Origin of the sequence: Micromonospora sp. NPDC005299 (assembly GCF_042872345.1) — a bacterium.
In the GTDB taxonomy this organism is placed as follows: Bacteria; Actinomycetota; Actinomycetes; order Mycobacteriales; family Micromonosporaceae; genus Micromonospora.
Map to the genome: position 1 here is coordinate 12,952 of NZ_JBIAKG010000012.1, position 14,650 is coordinate 27,601.

15 protein-coding genes are annotated in these 14,650 nt (G+C 74.3%); 8 read left to right on the forward strand and 7 right to left on the reverse strand.

Annotated features, from left to right (window positions below; genetic code table 11):
* Positions 1 to 50 precede the first annotated feature (50 nt).
* The 3 genes from ACFYPD_RS27555 to ACFYPD_RS27565 all read right to left on the reverse strand — a co-directional run bounded on the left by ACFYPD_RS27555 (position 51) and on the right by ACFYPD_RS27565 (position 4,587).
* A complete protein-coding gene (locus ACFYPD_RS27555) occupies positions 51 to 1,085 on the reverse strand; it encodes a 2-oxoacid:ferredoxin oxidoreductase subunit beta (RefSeq protein ID WP_387119457.1) in 1,035 nt (344 codons plus the stop codon).
* Positions 1,078 to 2,925 (reverse strand): 2-oxoacid:acceptor oxidoreductase subunit alpha, encoded by a 1,848-nt coding sequence (locus ACFYPD_RS27560; RefSeq protein ID WP_387119460.1) that lies wholly within the window; start codon positions 2,923 to 2,925, stop codon positions 1,078 to 1,080. Before ACFYPD_RS27560 ends, ACFYPD_RS27555 begins: the two co-directional genes overlap by 8 nt.
* Before the next feature lie 288 nt (positions 2,926 to 3,213).
* The gene (locus ACFYPD_RS27565; protein WP_387119968.1) at positions 3,214 to 4,587 is read right to left on the reverse strand and encodes a hypothetical protein; all 1,374 of its coding nucleotides are present in this window, start codon (positions 4,585 to 4,587) and stop codon (positions 3,214 to 3,216) included.
* 192 nt (positions 4,588 to 4,779) lie between these two features.
* On the opposite strand from ACFYPD_RS27565, the gene ndhC reads away from it, so the two are divergent.
* Positions 4,780 to 5,157: an NADH-quinone oxidoreductase subunit A gene (ndhC, locus tag ACFYPD_RS27570; protein ID WP_151465237.1), complete on the forward strand. Its 378-nt coding sequence runs from the start codon at positions 4,780 to 4,782 to the stop codon at positions 5,155 to 5,157.
* 6 nt (positions 5,158 to 5,163) lie between these two features.
* On the opposite strand, the gene folP is transcribed toward ndhC, so the two are convergent.
* Positions 5,164 to 6,033 carry a dihydropteroate synthase gene (gene folP, locus ACFYPD_RS27575; protein WP_387119463.1) on the reverse strand — a complete coding sequence of 290 codons (870 nt, stop codon included), beginning with the start codon at positions 6,031 to 6,033 and terminating at the stop codon, positions 5,164 to 5,166.
* A 236-nt stretch (positions 6,034 to 6,269) separates the two neighbouring features.
* Here folP and ACFYPD_RS27580 point away from each other — a divergent pair, with 236 nt between their 5' ends.
* The 4 genes from ACFYPD_RS27580 to ACFYPD_RS27595 are packed head-to-tail and all read left to right on the forward strand — an operon-like array spanning position 6,270 to position 8,831.
* Entirely contained in the window at positions 6,270 to 7,028 is a 759-nt protein-coding gene (locus ACFYPD_RS27580; protein WP_387119466.1) for a DivIVA domain-containing protein, read from the forward strand.
* Complete coding sequence (locus ACFYPD_RS27585; RefSeq protein ID WP_387119469.1) at positions 7,025 to 7,522, forward strand: SRPBCC family protein; 498 nt, start codon at positions 7,025 to 7,027, stop codon at positions 7,520 to 7,522. Before ACFYPD_RS27580 ends, ACFYPD_RS27585 begins: the two co-directional genes overlap by 4 nt.
* A gap of 46 nt (positions 7,523 to 7,568) precedes the next feature.
* Entirely contained in the window at positions 7,569 to 8,153 is a 585-nt protein-coding gene (locus ACFYPD_RS27590) for a DNA-3-methyladenine glycosylase I (RefSeq protein WP_387119472.1), read from the forward strand.
* 54 nt (positions 8,154 to 8,207) lie between these two features.
* On the forward strand, positions 8,208 to 8,831 hold the full coding sequence (locus ACFYPD_RS27595) for a hypothetical protein (RefSeq protein ID WP_387119475.1): 624 nt from the start codon (positions 8,208 to 8,210) through the stop codon (positions 8,829 to 8,831).
* 7 nt (positions 8,832 to 8,838) lie between these two features.
* On the opposite strand, the gene ACFYPD_RS27600 is transcribed toward ACFYPD_RS27595, so the two are convergent.
* Together ACFYPD_RS27600 and ACFYPD_RS27605 are read right to left on the reverse strand one after the other, a co-directional pair.
* Positions 8,839 to 9,630, reverse strand: a complete 792-nt coding sequence (locus tag ACFYPD_RS27600; RefSeq protein ID WP_107076012.1) for an enoyl-CoA hydratase/isomerase family protein — start codon at positions 9,628 to 9,630, stop codon at positions 8,839 to 8,841.
* 4 nt (positions 9,631 to 9,634) lie between these two features.
* On the reverse strand, positions 9,635 to 10,453 hold the full coding sequence (locus ACFYPD_RS27605; protein ID WP_387119478.1) for a PaaX family transcriptional regulator C-terminal domain-containing protein: 819 nt from the start codon (positions 10,451 to 10,453) through the stop codon (positions 9,635 to 9,637).
* Between the two features lie 190 nt (positions 10,454 to 10,643).
* Between ACFYPD_RS27605 and ACFYPD_RS27610 the strand changes: the two genes are divergently transcribed.
* Together ACFYPD_RS27610 and ACFYPD_RS27615 are read left to right on the forward strand one after the other, a co-directional pair.
* Positions 10,644 to 10,811, forward strand: coding sequence for a DUF3117 domain-containing protein (locus ACFYPD_RS27610; RefSeq protein ID WP_013283866.1), 168 nt, complete (start codon positions 10,644 to 10,646; stop codon positions 10,809 to 10,811).
* A 144-nt stretch (positions 10,812 to 10,955) separates the two neighbouring features.
* On the forward strand, positions 10,956 to 12,416 hold the full coding sequence (locus ACFYPD_RS27615; protein WP_387119481.1) for a leucyl aminopeptidase family protein: 1,461 nt from the start codon (positions 10,956 to 10,958) through the stop codon (positions 12,414 to 12,416).
* Positions 12,417 to 12,429: 13 nt separating this feature from the next.
* Here the strand turns inward: ACFYPD_RS27615 and ACFYPD_RS27620 are convergent, their stop codons facing one another.
* A complete protein-coding gene (locus tag ACFYPD_RS27620; RefSeq protein ID WP_387119484.1) occupies positions 12,430 to 13,041 on the reverse strand; it encodes an O-methyltransferase in 612 nt (203 codons plus the stop codon).
* A gap of 247 nt (positions 13,042 to 13,288) precedes the next feature.
* Between ACFYPD_RS27620 and ACFYPD_RS27625 the strand changes: the two genes are divergently transcribed.
* Positions 13,289 to 14,596, forward strand: coding sequence for a S1C family serine protease (locus tag ACFYPD_RS27625; protein ID WP_387119971.1), 1,308 nt, complete (start codon positions 13,289 to 13,291; stop codon positions 14,594 to 14,596).
* Positions 14,597 to 14,650 lie beyond the last annotated feature (54 nt).

A 14,650-nucleotide genomic window follows, 5' to 3' on the forward strand; every position in this document is an offset into this window, starting at 1 on the left:
CCGTCCCCTCGGGGGAACGGCCCGCCCTTCCGGTCGTCGTCAGGGACGGGTCAGAGGATCGTCCAGGTGTCGCCGGCGGACAGCAGCCCGGCGAGCTGCTGCTCGGGGGTCTGGTCGGCGCCGGCCTTCGCCGCCGCCACCTGCTCCTGCACCACCCTGTCGTAGGAGGAGCGGGTCACCGAGCGGAACACACCGATCGGGGTGTTCCGCAGGTCCAGCCCCGGCAACCGGGACAGCGCGAAGGCGTACGCCGGGTCGGGGACTCCCGCGTCGTGCACCACGATCTGTTCGACCGGGGTGGCCGCGGTCTCCCGGACCTCCAGCCCGAAGCCGCCCGGCGGGTGGACGACGCAGAACTGGCCGTCCTTGCCGAAGGTGATCGGCTGCCCGTGCTCCAGCCGGATCAGGAAGTCGTCCCGGGTGGCCGGCTCCTTGAGCGGGTCGAACGCGCCGTCGTTGAAGATGTTGCAGTTCTGGTAGATCTCCACGAACGCGGAGCCCTGGTGCTGGGCGGCGGCCCGCAGCACCGACTGGAGGTGCTTGCGGTCGGAGTCGATGGTCCGGGCCACGAAGGTGGCCTCCGCGCCGAGCGCCAGCGACAGCGGGTTGAACGGCGCGTCCGCCGAGCCGACCGGCGTCGACTTGGTGACCTTGCCGATCTCCGAGGTCGGCGAGTACTGCCCCTTCGTCAGGCCGTAGATCCGGTTGTTGAACAGCAGGATCTTGAGGTTGACGTTGCGGCGCAGCGCGTGGATCAGGTGGTTGCCGCCGATGGAGAGGGCGTCGCCGTCACCGGTGACCACCCAGACCGACAGGTCCGGCCGGCTCACCGACAGGCCGGTGGCGATCGCCGGGGCGCGGCCGTGGATCGAGTGCATCCCGTAGGTGTTCATGTAGTACGGGAAGCGGGACGAGCAGCCGATGCCCGAGATGAAGACGACGTTCTCCCGGGGGATGTTCAGCTCCGGCATGAAGCCCTGGACGGCCGCCAGGATGGCGTAGTCACCGCAGCCGGGGCACCAGCGCACCTCCTGGTCGGACTTGAAGTCCTTGGCGGTGAGCTTGAGGGCGACGGGCTCAGACATTCTTGAGGACCTCTTCCAGCATCGTCTCCAGCTCGGCGGCGGTGAACGGCAGGCCGCGGACCTGGTTGTAGCCGATCGCGTCGACCAGGTACTTCGCCCGGATCACGTGGGCGAGCTGGCCGAGGTTCATCTCAGGGATGACCACCCGGTCGTACGCGCGCAGCACCTCGCCGAGGTTGGCCGGCATCGGAGCCAGGTGACGCAGGTGCGCCTGGGCGATGGCGAGCCCGCGCTGCCGCAGCCCCCGGCAGGCCGCCCCGATCGGGCCGTACGTCGAGCCCCAGCCAAGCACCAGCACCCGGGCGTCGCCGTCCGGGTCCTCCACCTCGACGTCCGGCACCGGGATGGTCTCGATCCGGGCCGCCCGGGTGCGCACCATGAAGTCGTGGTTCGCCGGGTCGTACGAGATGTCGCCGGTCTTGTCGGCCTTCTCCAGGCCGCCGATCCGGTGCTCCAGCCCCGGGGTGCCCGGGATGGCCCACGGACGCGCCAGCGTCTCCGGGTCCCGCAGGTACGGCAGGAAGGTGGTGCCGTCCTCGCCGTTGGGCCGGCTGGCGAACTCGACCCGCAGGTCGGGCAGGCTCTCCACGTCCGGCAGCAGCCACGGCTCGGAGCCGTTGGCCACGTAGTTGTCCGACAGCAGGAGCACCGGGGTGCGGTAGGTCAGCGCGATCCGGGCCGCCTCCAGGGCCGCGTGGAAGCAGTCCGCCGGCGACTTCGGCGCGATCACCGCGACCGGGGCCTCGCCGTGCCGGCCGTACAGGGCCATGTTGAGGTCGGCCTGCTCGGTCTTGGTGGGCATGCCGGTGGACGGCCCGGCCCGCTGCACGTCGACGATGACCAGCGGCAGCTCCAGCGCCACGGCCAGCGAGATCGTCTCGCTCTTCAGCGCGACGCCCGGGCCGCTGGTGGTGGTGACGCCGAGCGAGCCGCCGTACGAGGCGCCCAGCGCCGCGCCGACCGCGGCGATCTCGTCCTCGGCCTGCATGGTGACCACGCCGAGCTTCTTGTGCTTGCTCAGCTCGTGCAGGATGTCCGAGGCCGGGGTGATCGGGTACGCACCCAGGAAGACCGGCAGTCCGGAGCGGACCCCGGCGGCCACCAGGCCCAGCGACAGCGCTGCGTTGCCGGTGATGTTCCGATAGGTGCCCGGCACCATCTTCGCCGGCTTGACCTCGTAGCGGACGGAGAAGTCCTCGGTGGTCTCGCCGAAGTTCCAGCCGGCCCGGAAGGCGGCCACGTTCGCCGCGACCAGCTCGGGACGGGCCGCGAACTTGCGCTCCAGGAAGCGCAGCGTCGACTCGTACGGGCGCGAGTACATCCAGCTCAGCAGGCCGAGCGCGAACATGTTCTTGGCCCGCTCGGCGTCCTTCTTGGACACCTCGTGCTCGGCCAGCGCGCCGACCGTCATCGAGGTCAGGGCGACCGGGTGCACCACGTAGCCGGCGAGGGAGTCGTCGTCGAGGGGGCTGGTCGTGTAGCCCACCTTGGCCAGGTTGCGCCGGGTGAACTCGTCGGTGTTGACGATGATGTCCGCCCCGCGCGGCAGGTCGGTCAGGTTGGCCTTGAGCGCGGCCGGGTTCATCGCCACCAGCACGTTCGGCGCGTCGCCGGGGGTCAGGATGTCGTAGTCGGCGAAGTGCACCTGGAAGCTCGACACGCCCGGCAGGGTGCCGGCGGGGGCGCGGATCTCGGCCGGGAAGTTGGGCAGCGTGGAGATGTCGTTGCCCAACTGCGCCGTCTCCGAGGTGAACCGGTCACCGGTGAGCTGCATGCCGTCGCCGGAGTCGCCGGCGAACCGGATGACCACCCGGTCCAGTTGACGGATCTGCTTGGTCACGCCCGCACCTCGCTTCGCTGAGCGCCGTCGCACGGGCGGCTGAACGTGATGGTGACCCCGCCTTGCCCGGCCACGTGCCCTCCTAGACGTGCTGCTGCCGCCGGCCGTCCGTCGATTGGTCCGACCTGCTTCATCTCTCACGTCAGAGCCTACGTCGGTCCGTTAGGGCAACCTTGGTGGAGGTCCGACGTATGGGACCTGATCGGACCGCTGTATGCCCGGCTTTGCGGTGTTTAGTACCGCGGCCCGTAATTCAGATCACCGCAACCAGCCGGACGCATCCGTAACTCACTCCTCGGCGGGGCGGGCAACCGGCTGCGCCGGCGTGCCTCCCATGCGGCGGCGCAGCGAGGTGGTCGCCAGGGCCAGCGCGAGGACCACCAGCAGTCCGGAGACCCCGATCAGGGTCACCGCCGTCCCGTGCATCGAGTTGACGTCGTCGTCGGTGGCCGGCGCGGCGGCGGCCACCACGCCCTGTGAACCGGTCGGCGCGGGTGTCCCGACCCCCGGGGTGGCCAGCGCGGCCGCGGCGGTGATCCGGAAGCTCATCTGCACCTGCCGGTCGCGCCCGCTGCGCGGGTCCAGCCGCCCGACCACGGCGCCGGCCAGCGGCGCCCGGCGCTGTGCCTCGGCGGAGGCGGTCACCGGCAGGCTCAGGCTGATGGTCCGGCCGGCCGGGACGGTGCCCAGCTCGCACCGGGTCCGGTCGGGGGCCGTCGCGGCGCAGCCGGCCGGCGGGTCGGTGACGCTCACCCCCGCGGGGAGGACCACGTCGACCCGGCCGGCGGCGTCGACCTCGCCGGTGTTGCCGAGGCGGACGCCTAGCGTGCTCGGCGCGCCGCTGATGTCGAAGAGCACCTCGTCGGCGCGGAGCGAGATGCCGGGCACCGGCGGCCCGGGCGGGAAGAGGACCGCGAAGCCCTCGTCGTCGCCGGCCGCGCCGGCCACTCCGGGGGCGGTGGCGGTGACCTGGACCGACCCGCTCAACGGCATGGACCGCCAAGCGGTGCCGGCGACCCGCACGCGGATCGAGGCGCGGAACTGGGCGCCCGGGGCGGTGGTCCACCCGCCGCAGCGGTGGCTGCTCCCGCCGGCGGAGGCGCAGCCCGGAGTGCCGGCGTCGGTCAGGCCGGACGGCAGGGTGTAGCCGAGGCGGATCAGCTCCGGTCGGCCGCCGGTGTTGGTCACCGTCACCCGCAGCGTGGTCACCGTGCTGTCCGCGTTCCAGTAGGCGGGGGTCAGCACGACGTCATCGGTGGTGACCCGCACGCCGAGCGGGCTGCCCGCCGGCTGGCCCGGCGGGGGCGGGGCCACCACGGGCGGCGGCCCGACCGGCGGGGGAGGCGGAGCGGTGGTGGGCGCCGTGGTGGTGGGCGCCGGCTCGGGGGCCGTGGTGGTTGGTGCCGGAGGGGTGGTGGTCGGTGCCGGCGGCGTGGTCGACGGCACGTCCTCGGTCGGCGGCGGGCTGGTGGGCGCCGGCTCCGTCGTCGTGGGGTCCACGGTCGGTGTCGCCTCGGTCGGGTCGGTGCCGGGGTCGCCCCCGGGCTCGCCCGGGTCGCCCGGATCGGCCGCCCGGGCCTCGGCGGTCACGGTCGGCGAGGTCGCCGCCCAGGCCGGCCCTACCGCCACGGCCGCCACGATCCCGGCGACCAGTGCGGGCACGAGCAACGCGGGGATACCTCGGAGCGCGGCGCGCCGAGCAGGCCGTACGCGGGGGCGGGCCATGTGTCCTCCGTGACGGTCAGTGAGGTCTCATTATTTGGCAACCGTTGCCTTCGGGCACTAGTCCCCCAAGGAAACAAATCCGTAACGTGTTCGAGGCGGCCGGACGGCCCGCCCGGTAGGCTCCCGACCGTGACCGGTTACCTCGGCTCGTACGCCACGCTCGGTCTCCTCCTCCTTGCCGCCGTGCTCTTCTTCGTTACGGCGTTCTCGGCCAACCGGGTGTTACGTCCTGGCCGTCCGGCTGATCCCTGGGGCAAGCGGGCCAGCTACGAGTGCGGGCTCGACCCGGTCGGCGGCGACTGGGCGCAGATGCAGATCCGCTACTACGTCTACGCCTACCTGTACGTGCTCTTCGCCGTGGAGGCGGTCTTCCTCTTCCCCTGGGCGCTGGTCTTCGACCGGCCCGGGTTCGGCGTGACCACAGTGGTGGAGATGGGCGTCTTCGTCGCCGTGGTGGCCCTCGGCATCCTCTACGCCTGGCGCCGGAACATCCTCCGCTGGACCTGACCCGGCTCAGGCCAGCCCGCGCCGGGTCAGGGCCGGTGGCCGGTCCCCCCGGATCGACGCCACCATGTCCAGCACCCGGCGGGTCTCGCGGACCTGGTGGGCGCGGAACACGCGGGCGCCGAGCCAGGCCGAGACGGCGGTGGCCGCCAGAGTGCCCTCCAGCCGATCGGGCACCGGCAGGTCCAGCGTCTCGCCGATGAAGTCCTTGTTCGACAGGGCCACCAGCAGCGGCCAGCCGGTGTCGGCCAGCTCGCCGAGCCGCCGGGTGATCTCCAACGAGTGCCGGGTGTTCTTGCCGAAGTCGTGCGCCGGGTCGATCAGGATCCCGTCCCGCCGTACGCCGAGGCCGACCGCGCGCTCGGCGAGGCCGGTGACCGTTCCCACCACGTCGGCCACCACGTCGTCGAACGCGGCCCGGTGCGGCCGGGTCCGCGGGGCGAGCCCGCCGGCGTGCGAGCAGACCAGTCCGGCGCCGGTCGCCGCGGCAACCCGGGCCAGCGCGGGATCCGCCCCCGACCAGGTGTCGTTGAGCAGGTCGGCGCCGGCCGCCACCGCCTCCACGGCCACCTCGGCGCGCCAGGTGTCGATCGAGATGACCACGTCCGGGAAGGCCGCCCGGACCGCGGCGATGGTGTCCACCGTGCGGCGGATCTCCTCGGCCACGTCGACCTCGTCGCCCGGCCCGGCCTTCACCCCGCCGATGTCGATGACCTCCGCGCCCTCGGTCACCGCCCGCTCGACGGCACGCAGCGCGTTGTCCTGGGCGAAGGTGGCGCCCTTGTCGAAGAACGAGTCCGGCGTGCGGTTGACGATCGCCATCACGACGAGGTCGCCGGGGGAGAAGGTCCGCCCGCCGAGCCGCAACGCCTCGGTCATGCCCGCCTCCTCCGCGCCGATCTTCCACCGGTCGCCCCCGACGCTATCCGGTCCCGACCGCCCCGGCCCAGGCCGGGCGGCGTCGCCCGCCGGACCGCCCGCGCGGCCGGGTGTGGCGAACCCGGTGTCCGGAGGACGGCGGACGCCGACCTTCGCGAGCCGGGCCGGCGCGGGCGATTCCGATCGGAGGCGGCGGAGGGCTCGCCCGATCCCGGCCCGCATGCCACGATCTCCCCATGGGTGAGGTTCTGCTCCTCTTGGTCGTCGCGCTGACCGTGGCGGCGGTGGTGTTCGGGGTGACGGTGCTGGTCTCCGGGCGGGATCCGGGCCTGGCGCCGGCCGAGCCGGACGGGCGGGCCGTGCCCCTGCCGGGCAGCCGCCCGCTGGACGAGTCGGACGTCGCCGAGGTGCGCTTCGACACCGCGCTGCGCGGCTACCGGATGGCCCAGGTCGACGCGGCGATGCGCCGGGCCGCCTACGACATCGGCTACAAGACCGAGCTGATCGGCGTGCTGGAGGCCGAGAACGCCGCCCTCCGCGAGGGCCGGATGGAGGAGGCCGACGCGCTGCGCCGGGCCCGCGCGGAGGCCGCCGCGACCGGTTCGGAGGCCGAGGCCCCCGCCCGGCCGCCGGCCGCCGACCCGCCCACCGCCGGCGCGACGCCGCTCACCGCCGAGGCCGGCGTGGCGGAGGCCCCGGCCGCGGCCGCCGTCGAGGACGTGGCGACGCTGCCGTCCGCCGCCGTCCCGGCGGCGGCCACCGGTGGGCCGGCCACCATCGCCCCCGTGGCGACCCCGGTCGACGAAACCCCACCCGAGGTCGGCCTCCGGCCGCCCACCGACCCGACCGCCACCCCCGCCGACCGCGACGCCACCGCGGAGGCCACCCGCGACGCCGGACCGACCGTGGAGGCCGCCCGCGACGCCGGGGCCGCCGACGCGGACGCCGAGGCCGACCGGGAGCGCGGGCCGGTGGTCCGCTCAGAGTCCGCGTGACCGGCGCGGACGGTGGCGCCGGCTTCGCCGAGGCGGCGCAGCCCGGAGCCGCCGAGGTCACCGCCTCGGTGATCGTCGAAGCGCCGGCCGAGCGCGTCTTCGCCGCGCTGACCGCCTGGGAGCGGCAGTCCGACTGGATCCCGCTCACCACGGTCCGGGTGGTCGAGGGGGACGGCGGCGAGGGGAGCCTGGTCGAGGCGGTCACCACGCTCGGCCCGGCCGTGCTCCGCGACGAGATGCGGGTGGTCCGGGTGGACGCGCCGTACGAGGTCGGCGTGGTGCACTGCGGCAAGCTGCTGCGCGGCCCCGGCGTGCTGCGCTGCACCCCCATGGAGCGGGACCGGACCCAGGTGGTCTGGCACGAGTGGTTCCACCTGCCCGGCGGGCCGGCGGGCCGGGTGGCCTGGCCGGTGCTCTGGCCCGGCTCGAAGTTCAGCCTGACGCAGGCGTTGAAGAAGTTCGCCCGGCTGGTCGAGCAGGGCCGGCTGCCCTGACGGCGGCCGCCGCCGGTTGTCGGTGGGCTGACCTACCGTGTACGACGTGACTGACCTGGTGACCGGCGCCGACGGGCTGCCCCGCTGCGCCTGGGGGGCGAGCACCCCGGACTACGCCATCTACCACGACGAGGAGTGGGGCCGGCAGCTGCGCGGCGACGACGCGCTCTACGAGCGGCTGACGCTGGAGGCGTTCCAGTCCGGCCTGTCGTGGCTGACCATCCTGCGCAAGCGGCCCGCGTTCCGGCTTGCGTTCGACGAGTTCCGGATCGAGAAGGTCGCCGGCTACGGCGAGGCCGACGTGGCCCGGCTGCTGGCCGACGCGGGGATCGTCCGCAACCGGGCCAAGGTCGAGGCGGCCATCGCCAACGCCCGGGCGGCCCTGGCGCTGCCCGACGGCCTCTCCGCGCTGCTCTGGTCCTACGCGCCGCCGCCCCGGGCGGCCCGGCCGGGGTCCTTCGCCGAGGTGCCGGCGCTCACCCCGGAGTCCACCGCGATGGCCAAGGCGCTCAAGAAGAGCGGCTTCCGCTTCGTCGGCCCGACCACGGCCTACGCGCTGATGCAGGCCACCGGCATGGTCGACGACCACCTCGCCGGCTGCCACGCGGCCGGCGACCGTCCGGAGGCGTGACCCGGCGGCGGACGTGCCGGGACCGGCTCCGGTCCGGCGTGATGGGATTGGGACATGACCGACACCGAGCCGCGGACGAGCGGGACGATCGAGGGCGGCACCGCGCCGGGCGCCTGGGCGGTCCTGCTGCCCGCCGAGCGCTACGAGGCCGAGCGGCTGGTGCACCACGACACCCTGGAGCTGACCGGGCTCGACGAGGCCGCCGGGCCCCGGCCCGGCGACCCGGTCGCGGTGCTGGTCGACGGACCGCTGCGGTTGGTCGCGCTCGGGCGGGTCGCACCCGCCACCGGGGAGACCCGGGAGGACCCGGACGACCCGCAGTCCGAGGCCGGTCCGGGGGTGCTCGTGGTGACGTACACCCAGCGGGTGCTCGACGAGCCGGTGCCGGTCGCCGGCCTGGCCCTCGACGGGCCGGTCACCGGGCTCGACCCGGGCCGCTTCCGGGAGTTGGCCGACCGGATCGGCCCGCCGCCGACGCGCCGCTCGTGGCTGGTGAGCCTCGACCTGCCGATCGAGGCGGCCTCGCCCGCCGAGGCGGTCCGGCTCTTCTGGGCCTACGTGCAGGAGCTGGGCCCGCGCGAGCTGCCCGCCTTCGTCTCGCCGGCCGGTGACGAGCTGGCCATGCAGGCGTTCGTGCTCGGCGCCGAGGCCAACCAGGATCCCGAAGAGGACGACTGACCGGCGGTCAGCGGCCCTCGAAGACCGGCTTCTGCTTGTTCACGAAGGCCATGGTGGCGGCCCGGTGGTCGGCGGTGGCGCCGCAGATCGCCTGGGCCTGCGCCTCGGCGGCCAGCGCGTCGGCCAGGGTGCCGGCGTCGGCGATGGAGAGCTGCCGCTTGATCGCCCCGTAGGCGACGGTCGGGCCGGCGGCGAGCCGGGCGGCCAGCTCCTGCGCGGCCGGCAGCACCTGCTCGTCGTCGTCCACGAGCCGGGTGAGCAGACCCAGCCGGCAGGCGTCCTCGGCGCCCACCGGCTCGGCGAGCATCAGCAGCTCGACGGCCTTGGCGTGGCCGACCAGCCGGGGCAGCGTCCAGGAGGCGCCGGTGTCGGCGGCGAGCCCGACGCCGGCGAAGGCCATCAGGAACCGGGTCTTCGGGCCGCCGATGCGGAAGTCGGCGAGGAACGCCAGCGAGGCGCCGGCCCCGGCGGCCATGCCCCGGACCGCGGCGATCACCGGCTTGGGCAGGTTGGCCAGCCGGGCGGCGATCGGGTTGTAGTGGGCCCGCACGGTGCCGAGCGGGTCGGCGTCGGCCGACTCCAGGGTCTGCACGTGCTCCCGCAGGTCCTGCCCGGCGCTGAACGAGCCGCCCGCGCCGGCCAGCACGACCGCCCGGCAGGACCGGTCGGCCTCCAGCTCCGCCAGGGTGTCCCGGAGCGCCTCCTTGAGCGCCACGTCGAGCGAGTTCATCGCCGTCGGGCGGTTCAACGTCAGGGTGACGACGGCGTCGGTGCGGTCGACGAGCAGCGGCTCGGTCACGTTTCTAACGACCCTTCTGTCGGGCGAGGCGGTTGCTGGCGTCGAGGCACTGCTCGACGTACCGGTCGGCGGCCGGCCGGAGCCGGGCCGCGTGCCGGTCGAAGAAACTGGCGGCGCTGCTGCCCGGCCAGCGCTCGGGGAGGAGCGCCGGCGGCAGCTGCGGATCCCGGAACAGGAAGGTACGCCACGCGTGGACGAGCCGGAACCGGGCCGCGTACGCCTCCTCGTCGCTGCTGCGCACGGTGACCCCGGTGAGCAACGGCTTCTGCTCGGCGACGAACCGCTCGTACGCGCGGCCGATCTCGGCCAGGTTCCAGGCGCGGCGGACCACCCCCATGGCGCCGGGGGTGCCGGCGGCGTGCGCGGCGGTGAACCGCTCGAAACGCACCCCGGCTTCGGCGAGCAGGACGTCGACGTCCTCGCCCGGCCGGGTCGCCACCCAGGTGCAGTCGTCCAGCGTGCCGTAGCCGAGGAAGGTGAGGTTGGCGGCGAGCCGCTGCCGGTCCCGGCGGGACGCGGGCGCGTCCAGCACCAGCAGATCGAATCGGCCGTCCCAGGCGTGCCGCCCCGTGCGGTAGATCCGGGCGCCCGCCTCGTCGAGTCTGCGGGCCGCCTTCGGTGTGATCGAATATCCGGGCCCGGAGGCGAGCCGGAGCGGTTCGAGCCAGCCCTGACGGACCATCCGGGAGACCGCGGTGCGAACCGCCGGCGGGGCGATCCCGAGCGGTGCCAGCAGCTTGACCAGGGCGGCGACCGGTGCACGGCCGCCCCTCGCCCGGAGGTGGTCGCCGTACAGGTCGAAGAGTGCCGACCGTGCCTGCATGACCGCACATTGTGACAGGCCTATCCAAGATAAGCTAGATGCTGTTACATCAATGCTGCTTCGGTTTGGGTCCGGCGGTGTTCATCAGGGAAAATCGTTGGTCGACGCCCCCGCGACGGTTGCGGGTGGTCATGACGAAGTGGCTGTGGGGCAACCCACCGACCCTGGTGTAGGTCTGAGGGGAGACAACATGGCGGCGATGAAGCCGCGGACGGGCGACGGTCCGCTGGAGGTCACCAAGGAGGGCCGGGGCATCGTCATGCGAGTCCCGCTGGAGGGTGGTGGCCGGCTCGTCGTCGAGATGACTCCCGACGAGGCCACCGCGCTGGGTGACGCGCTGAAGGCGGCTGCCGGCTGATGCGGCGAGCGGTTCGCGTGACGTCCGTCGCGCGAACGGTTCGCCCTACCCTGAGCCACCGGCAGAGCCGGTGGCTCAGGGCCTTCCTCGCCCGGTGAGCGACAAAATGTCCCGCTTCGAGCAGTTTCGGAGGTACCGTCCAGCGTGCTGGCCATTCGTCTGGTGAGCGGGCCCGCGCGGCCCGACACCCTTGTCCTGCCCGTTCGTCCCGAAGGGCCGGACGCCCCGGCCGCGCTGGTTCCCACCGCCGTCCCGCCCGGCGACGACGTCCGGGCCGAGGCGACGGCGCTGCTGCCCGCCGCCCGGCTCACCGGCGCCGCCGGTGAGGTCCGGGAGCACCTGCGTCCCGGCGGCACCCCGGCCCGGCTCTGGCTGCTCGGCGTCGGCGACGGCGACGAGCACGGCTGGCGGGTCGCCGGCGCGGCGCTCGCCCGCGCCGCCAAGGATGAGACACACATCACGATCACCCTGCCGGACGAGGCCACGGACGCGCTGCGCGGCCTGGCCGAGGGGCTGCTGCTCGGCTCCTACCGCTACCGCCTGACCGAGGCCGGCGGCAGGCCCGCGCTGGCCGAGGTGGACGTCGTGGTCGGCGACCCGGAGGCGCTCGCGCCGACCCTGGCCACCGCCCGGACCACCGCTGAGATGACCCGGCTGGCCCGGGACCTGACCAACACCCCCTCGTCCACCAAGAACCCGGAGTGGTTCGCCGCCCAGGTGGCCTCCGCCGTGTCCGGCCGCGCCGACCTGCACCTGCGGGTGCGCGGGCCGGAGGACCTGGACGCCGAGGGCTTCGGCGGCATCCTGGCCGTCGGCGGCGGCTCGGCCAGCGGCCCCCGCCTGGTCGAGCTGGACTGGCGGCCGGCCGGCGCGCGTACCCACGTGGTGCTGGTGGGCAAGGGGATCACCTTCGACACCGGCGGCATCTCGATCAAGCCGGTGCCGGCCATGAAGCTCATGCGCAAGGACATGGCCGGGGCCGCCGCGGTGGTCGCCGCCACCCTGGGCGCCGCCGCGCTGGAGCTGCCGGTGCGGGTCACCACGCTGGCCCCGCTCGCCGAGAACATGGTCAGCGGCTCGGCGTTCCGCCCCGGCGACGTCGTCCGCCACTACGGCGGCCTGACCAGCGAGAGCACCAACTCGGACGCCGAGGGCCGGCTGGTCCTCGCCGACGCCATGGCGTACGCCGTCCGGGAGCTGAAGCCCGACCTGCTGGTCGACCTGGCCACCCTGACCGGGGCGAACGCGGTGGCGCTGGGCAAGCGGCACGCCGCCCTCTACAGCGAGAACGACGACCTGGCCGCCGACCTGCTGGGCGCGATCGCGGCGGCCGGCGAACGGGCCTGGCGGATGCCGCTCGCCGACGACTACGTCGAGTACCTGGGCAGCAACATCGCCGACCTGCACAGCTCCCCGAGCCGGGGTGCCGGCTCGGTGGTGGCCGCGCTCTTCCTCCGCGAGTTCACCGGCGACCTGCGCGACCGCTGGGTGCACGTGGACATGTCCGCGCCCTCCTGGTCGGACGACGTGCACGGCGAGCTGGTTAAGGGCGCCACCGGTTGGGGCGTCCGCGGGCTGCTGCGCTGGCTGGCCACGCTGGGCTGACCGGGTAAGGCGGTCAGCCCTTCACGGCGGCGAGCAGGCCGTGCCCGACGGGCAGCAGCGCCGGCACCCAGTGCTCCGACTCGCGGATCGCCTTGATGGTCTCCCGCACGGTCACCGTCTCCACGTCGCGGGCGGCCGGGTCGCCGATCCGGCCGCCGGCCAGGGCCCCGTTGAGCGCGAGCACCCCGCCGGGGCGCAGCAGCCGCAGCGCGGCGTCCACGCAGGCGGCGAAGCCGGCCGCCTCGGCGTCGACGAAGACCAGGTCGTAGGCGCCGTCCGCGAGCCGCGGCAGCACGTCGAGGGCCCGGCCGGTGATGATCCGGGTACGCCCGGACGCGAAGCCCGCCTCCTGGAACAGCCGCCGGGCGATGCGCTGGTGCTCGACCTCCACGTCGATGGTGGTGAGCACCCCGTCGGGGCGCATGCCGCGGAGCAGCCAGACACCGCTCACCCCGGTGCCGGTGCCGATCTCCACCACCGCCCGGGCGTTCCCGGCGGCGGCGAGCAGGCGCAGCGCGGCCCCGGCGCCCGGCGTCACCGCGTCCACGCCCACCTCGTGGGCGAGGGCGCGGGCCGTCCGCAGCACGAGATCCTCGGTGACGTACGACTCGGCGAACTTAAGCACCTGGGCGGTCGAGTTGCCGGAGCCGGCGACCGTGGCGATGGGACACCTCCGGGCGGGATGGTGCGAGGGGTCGGTTGGCACTGAGAGCCTAGAGGCGCGCCTCGACGGGCGCAGCCGCGCGTCCGCCCTCAGACGATCACGCGCGGCAACCCCTGACTCCACTCGGGGCATTCGTGCAATCCTGGACGGAGTCCCGTGCGGCACGGCCGGCTCCGCCGACCGCCCGGCGCGGGGCGTGGGGGACGGACTGGGAGGCACCGACGTGACCGACGGCTGGGACTGGCGCCAGCCCGGCGGGGGTCCGGCACCGGCGGGAGGGCCGGCGCCCGGACAGCCGCCGCAGGGCGCCGGGGGTGGCACCTCGCCCTGGTGGTCCGACGCGCTCGCCGACCCCTGGCGCGACCCGTACGCGCCCGCTGCCGTGGTGGTGCCGGCCGCCCCGGTCGCCGGCAGCGGCGAGCCGGAACCGGTGACCGACCCGGATGCGCCGAGGCGGCCGGGCCTGCGCCAGGTGGTGCTGGTCTCGCTGATCACCGCCCTGCTCGCCGGCTCGCTCGGCAGCGCGCTGACCTACGCGTTCCTGCGCACGGGCGGGAGTGTGCCGACGCTGGGGGCGCAGTCCGGGCAGGCCCCGGCGCTCGCCCAGCGCAAGCCCGAGTCACTGGCCGGAGTCGCCGAGAGGGTGCTGCCCAGCGTGGTCACGGTCCGGGTGGCCAGTCTCGGCGGCACCAGCGAGGGCTCCGGCTTCGTGGTGAGCGCCGACGGGCACATCGTCACCAACGACCACGTGGTCGCGGGCGGGCCCGGCAAGGCCACGGTGGTCTTCAACGACGGCAGCACCGCCCCGGGCACCGTGGTCGGGCAGGACCCGGAGTCGGACATCGCGGTCATCAAGGTGACCCGGACCGGGCTGAAGCCGGTGGAGTTCGGCGACTCCGACGCGCTCGCCGTCGGCGACCCGGTGCTCGCCATCGGCTCGCCGCTCTCCCTGGCCAACACGGTGACCGCCGGCATCGTGAGCGCCCTGGACCGCACCATGATGGCGGGTGAGCCGGGCGGGCCGACCCGCTACTACGCGGCGATCCAGACCGACGCGGCGGTCAACCACGGCAACTCCGGCGGCCCGCTGGTCGACGGGGCCGGCCGGGTGGTCGGGGTGAACTCGACGATCAAGTCGCTGGTCGCCGACGGGCAGGAGGCCGGCAACATCGGGCTCGCCTTCGCCATCCCGATCAACCAGGCGAAGCGGGTCACCGAGGACATCATCGGCACCGGCAAGGCCCGGCGTACGGTGATCGGCGCCCAGGTCGGCGGCACCGGCGTGAGCGGCGGCGGCGTACGCCTCAACACCGTCGAGCCGGCCGGGCCGGCGGCGGCCGCCGGGCTGCGTACCGGGGACGTGGTGCTCCGGCTCGACCGGCACCCGATGACCGATCCGACCGACCTGGTGGCCCTGGTCCGCAAGTACGCCCCCGGTTCGGTGGTGACGGTGGAGTACCGGCGCGGGTCGAACCGGCAGAACGCCTCGGTGACGCTCGCCGCAGACGCCAAGTGAGGTCCCCTCACCCCCTCCCGGCCGGCCACCTGACGTGCGTAGTCTTGCCCTGAC

Coding starts and splice junctions, on each gene's coding strand:
- folP (WP_387119463.1), bottom strand. CDS start 6,033: ATGACCGAGGCGTTGCGGCTCGGCGGGCGGACCTTCTCCCCCGGCGAC.
- ACFYPD_RS27555 (WP_387119457.1), bottom strand. CDS start 1,085: ATGTCTGAGCCCGTCGCCCTCAAGCTCACCGCCAAGGACTTCAAGTCC.
- ACFYPD_RS27595 (WP_387119475.1), top strand. CDS start 8,208: ATGACCGACACCGAGCCGCGGACGAGCGGGACGATCGAGGGCGGCACC.
- ACFYPD_RS27610 (WP_013283866.1), top strand. CDS start 10,644: ATGGCGGCGATGAAGCCGCGGACGGGCGACGGTCCGCTGGAGGTCACC.
- ACFYPD_RS27605 (WP_387119478.1), bottom strand. CDS start 10,453: ATGCAGGCACGGTCGGCACTCTTCGACCTGTACGGCGACCACCTCCGG.
- ACFYPD_RS27580 (WP_387119466.1), top strand. CDS start 6,270: ATGGGTGAGGTTCTGCTCCTCTTGGTCGTCGCGCTGACCGTGGCGGCG.